Here is a 3,262-nt window from a genome sequence, read left to right as displayed (position 1 = left end):
CCGCGGAGGGCTTGCTTACACTTCTGCTAAACATGGCCTTCTTGGACTCACCCGTCAGATGTCATTGGATCATGGACGTACAGGAGTGCGTATAAATGCTGTTCTTCCAGGACCGATTGCAACAGATATGATTGCACGTGTGCTTGCAATTCCACAGCATCCGGTAACAATGAAGATTGGAATGAGTCCGGCAAAACGTCCTGGAGAACCTATCGAAGTAGCACAGGCCATTGCATTCCTTGCATCAGACGAAGCTAGTTTCATCCATGGAGCAGCTTTGGCTGTAGATGGCGGATATACGATATTTTAAAAATAATTGATATGCATTAGAAAAAGGAGTCATTTGGACTCCTTTTTTCAGTACGTAGGATCTGACTGCAGAGATAAATCAAAATATAGTACCCTAAGGAAAATCATCCAAGTCTAACGTACTGTCAGTACATGAATTCTTAAATAGGAGAGAACTATGTGCAGCAGATATTACATTGATCCCGGTATGACGGAAGATATTTCCAGAGTGGTACAGAACATAGATGGGAGGATCTGGCTGGCACAAGGAGATACCCGTCCGACCGATGTCGCACCAGTCATTGGACAGTCAGAACACGGACTGGAACTGGGTATATGCAGATGGGGATATCCCCTGTCAAAAAGCAAGGGTCTGGTCATCAATGCAAGGGTAGAAACTGTTTTGGATAAACCTTCTTTTCAAAACGGGATCTTATATCACCGGCTGTTGATTCCGGCAGGCGGTTTCTACGAATGGAATTCCCTGAAAGAAAAGAGTATCTTTACCAGACTGGATTCCTCTGTGCTGTACATGGCAGGGTTCTGTGACTGGTTTGATAATAGCAAAATGCCTGTACTTCTGCAGGCTTAGTCTTAATTTCTGTGATTTCATATTCGCCCTGGTCAAGGTTTTTAAAACTTCCAAATCCGTATTTCGTCCTTGTTTCCATATAAATCCAGTAGTACAATATGTTTATAAACATAAAGGAGGATTTGATTACCATGAAGAGAAAAAGGTTTTCCAGATTACTATTCTTAATGCTGACTATCATGATTACTGTTACGTTTTACCAGCCAGCCCAAGCAGCTTCCGGTAAATACACCGGGACCTACACAAAAACATGGTCTGTTTCAAGCAATATGACGGTCACCATCAAGCCGAGCTATTCCGTCATTGTAAATAAGGTTACCAGTACCAAAGTCAGGCTTCAGCTTGAAAAACTGGGAGTCAATGGTTCGCCTATCTATGCGACTGCTCCCATTACAGCAAAGCGTAAAGGAAACACAGTTTCTTTTAAGTGGAAAGATACATGGGGCAATTCCGGCACTGGAACATTAAAATTGTACAAAGGATACGTCAAATTAAAAGTAAAGCAGACATATACCGCCAGGTGGAATCGGAGTACTCTGGATACAAGCGGAAAATATATGAAAATCTACCGCCAGAGTGGTAATACAAAAATGGATAATATAGATTTATAACAACAGGGCAGAAACAGTTTTAATGCTGTTTCTGCTCATTTGTTTGGTTAATAAATTTTTGTCATTTTGGAAGTGTCCATAAAATTTATTTTCCGAATTTCTCCAATGTCTCCAGTACTCACATCCGGACAAAACGTGTAATCTTTTGTCTGGTTCCCAATAGTCACACGGGCATACCAGTGTTCGCTCCAGTTCCCGTCGTAATAAAGATTGCTTATCTTGTCGAAACCACCGATCTCTTTTGCTATGGCACACAGGATTGTTGGGGTTGTAGAGAATGTCTGGGTCTGACTTTGCGAAGTACAACTAAAAGGATAAAGCAGAGTTAAAAGATCTATAAAAGAAGTATAAAATCGGAAATAGAGTGGAAAGAGAGAAAAAAAAAGCCAGAGTTCCTGCTATAATACCTACATCAATGTTTGAGGCACTTTTTTCTGTTCCTTTTTAAAAGGCACTGCTCTGGCAGTTCTTTTGACCAGGGCAGAAGACTGTCGATAACGGATGGATCTTCCAGATGATGATTGTTTGGCGTTTCAGTGAGCAGATATTTCAGATACTCATAGACATCCAGTTCATTCGCTCTGGCGCTTTCCACCAGTGTATATAATACTCCATTTGCAAATGCTCCTTTCGGAGTATCAGCGAACAGCCATGCAAGAATGTCTGAGTCTGACCCTATGAAGTACAACTGAAATAAAAAAAGAGCCGTTCATTGATAAGCAATCCAATATAGACTTTGGAAAATATCTAGTAAAAAGAATCAAATATGTAGTTGTATAAAAGTATCATACACATAGGGGAGGAAAATCTATGGAACGCATACATATTGTTAAAAAAAGTGTAACAAAGTTAGATGTCGATTGTGTGGTTAATGCTGCCAATGAAGGATTGTGGGCAGGCGGTGGAGTATGCGGAGCTATTTTCAAAGAAGCCGGATATAATGAATTGACAGATGCTTGCACGAAGATAGGTCATTGCGATACAGGAAATGCTGTGATCACACCAGGGTTTCAGTTGAAAGCCAAATATATTATTCACGCTGTTGGACCACAGTGGCATGGTGGCAGTCATAATAAAGAACATTTGCTTCGAAAATGCTATCAAACGGCATTGCTTTTAGCACGGGATAATGGATGTAAATCTATAGGATTTCCTCTAATTTCCTCTGGTATATATGGTTATCCAAAGAAAGAAGCGTGGCAAGTGGTACTAAGGGCAGTTGCAGATTCTCTTGATTCTTTTGTGGATATGGAAGTCTATTTTGCTGTATTAGATGATACGATGCTTGCTATGGGACAGGAAATATATCATGCTATGTTCGATTATACAGGTGATTCATTGTTGGTATCTATTGATAAAGAAAAGCTGTGGCAGTGTATAGAGCTGTTGTGTAAAATACGGAAAATTGAATGGAAAACACCGCCATCAAAAAATGGATTGAATTATTTTCCCTTTCCAATCTATCCAGAGGGGATTTGGCAGGTGTTTAACCTTATGAAGCCGGATAGAGATTATGGAAAACATATGGAACAACAGCCGAGAAACATAGTACCAAGTGAGATGTCTGTAGAGCAGATTAATACAAGACTCACCTTGATTCAAAGGAGTGAACGTTTCGGTGATGGTAATGTTGCAGCAGAAATAGAAAATGGTAATTTGTTAAAAATGTTACTTCGCTTAGATGATCTTTTGAATAAAAGCGTAAAGAACTAGAATTTGCTTGAAAGAAGGTGAGGCAACACATTTGTAGCATTGGGGTCTGACACCAATG

Annotated in this window: 5 protein-coding genes; 4 read left to right on the top strand and 1 reads right to left on the bottom strand. The window is 40.1% G+C overall.

Annotated features, from left to right (window positions below; genetic code table 11):
- The 3 genes from AC075J_RS00400 to AC075J_RS00390 all read left to right on the top strand — a co-directional run.
- On the top strand, window positions 1-310 hold a 310-nt coding region (locus AC075J_RS00400), incomplete at its 5' end, for an SDR family NAD(P)-dependent oxidoreductase (RefSeq protein ID WP_476389827.1).
- A gap of 156 nt (window positions 311-466) precedes the next feature.
- Complete coding sequence (locus tag AC075J_RS00395) at window positions 467-880, top strand: SOS response-associated peptidase family protein (protein WP_081018931.1); 414 nt, start codon at window positions 467-469, stop codon at window positions 878-880.
- A 131-nt stretch (window positions 881-1,011) separates the two neighbouring features.
- Window positions 1,012-1,491 carry a hypothetical protein gene (locus AC075J_RS00390; RefSeq protein ID WP_055058916.1) on the top strand — a complete coding sequence of 160 codons (480 nt, stop codon included), beginning with the start codon at window positions 1,012-1,014 and terminating at the stop codon, window positions 1,489-1,491.
- A gap of 412 nt (window positions 1,492-1,903) precedes the next feature.
- On the opposite strand, the gene AC075J_RS00385 is transcribed toward AC075J_RS00390, so the two are convergent.
- Entirely contained in the window at window positions 1,904-2,086 is a 183-nt protein-coding gene (locus AC075J_RS00385; protein WP_226839704.1) for a transposase domain-containing protein, read from the bottom strand.
- A 215-nt stretch (window positions 2,087-2,301) separates the two neighbouring features.
- On the opposite strand from AC075J_RS00385, the gene AC075J_RS00380 reads away from it, so the two are divergent.
- On the top strand, window positions 2,302-3,204 hold the full coding sequence (locus tag AC075J_RS00380; RefSeq protein WP_070102141.1) for a macro domain-containing protein: 903 nt from the start codon (window positions 2,302-2,304) through the stop codon (window positions 3,202-3,204).
- Window positions 3,205-3,262: the final 58 nt, after the last annotated feature.

It is taken from the genome of Blautia sp. ZXY-1-C6, from assembly GCF_056339875.1.
Note: the sequence above shows the minus strand (reverse complement) of the source record. Positions and strands in the feature narration are given on the sequence as shown.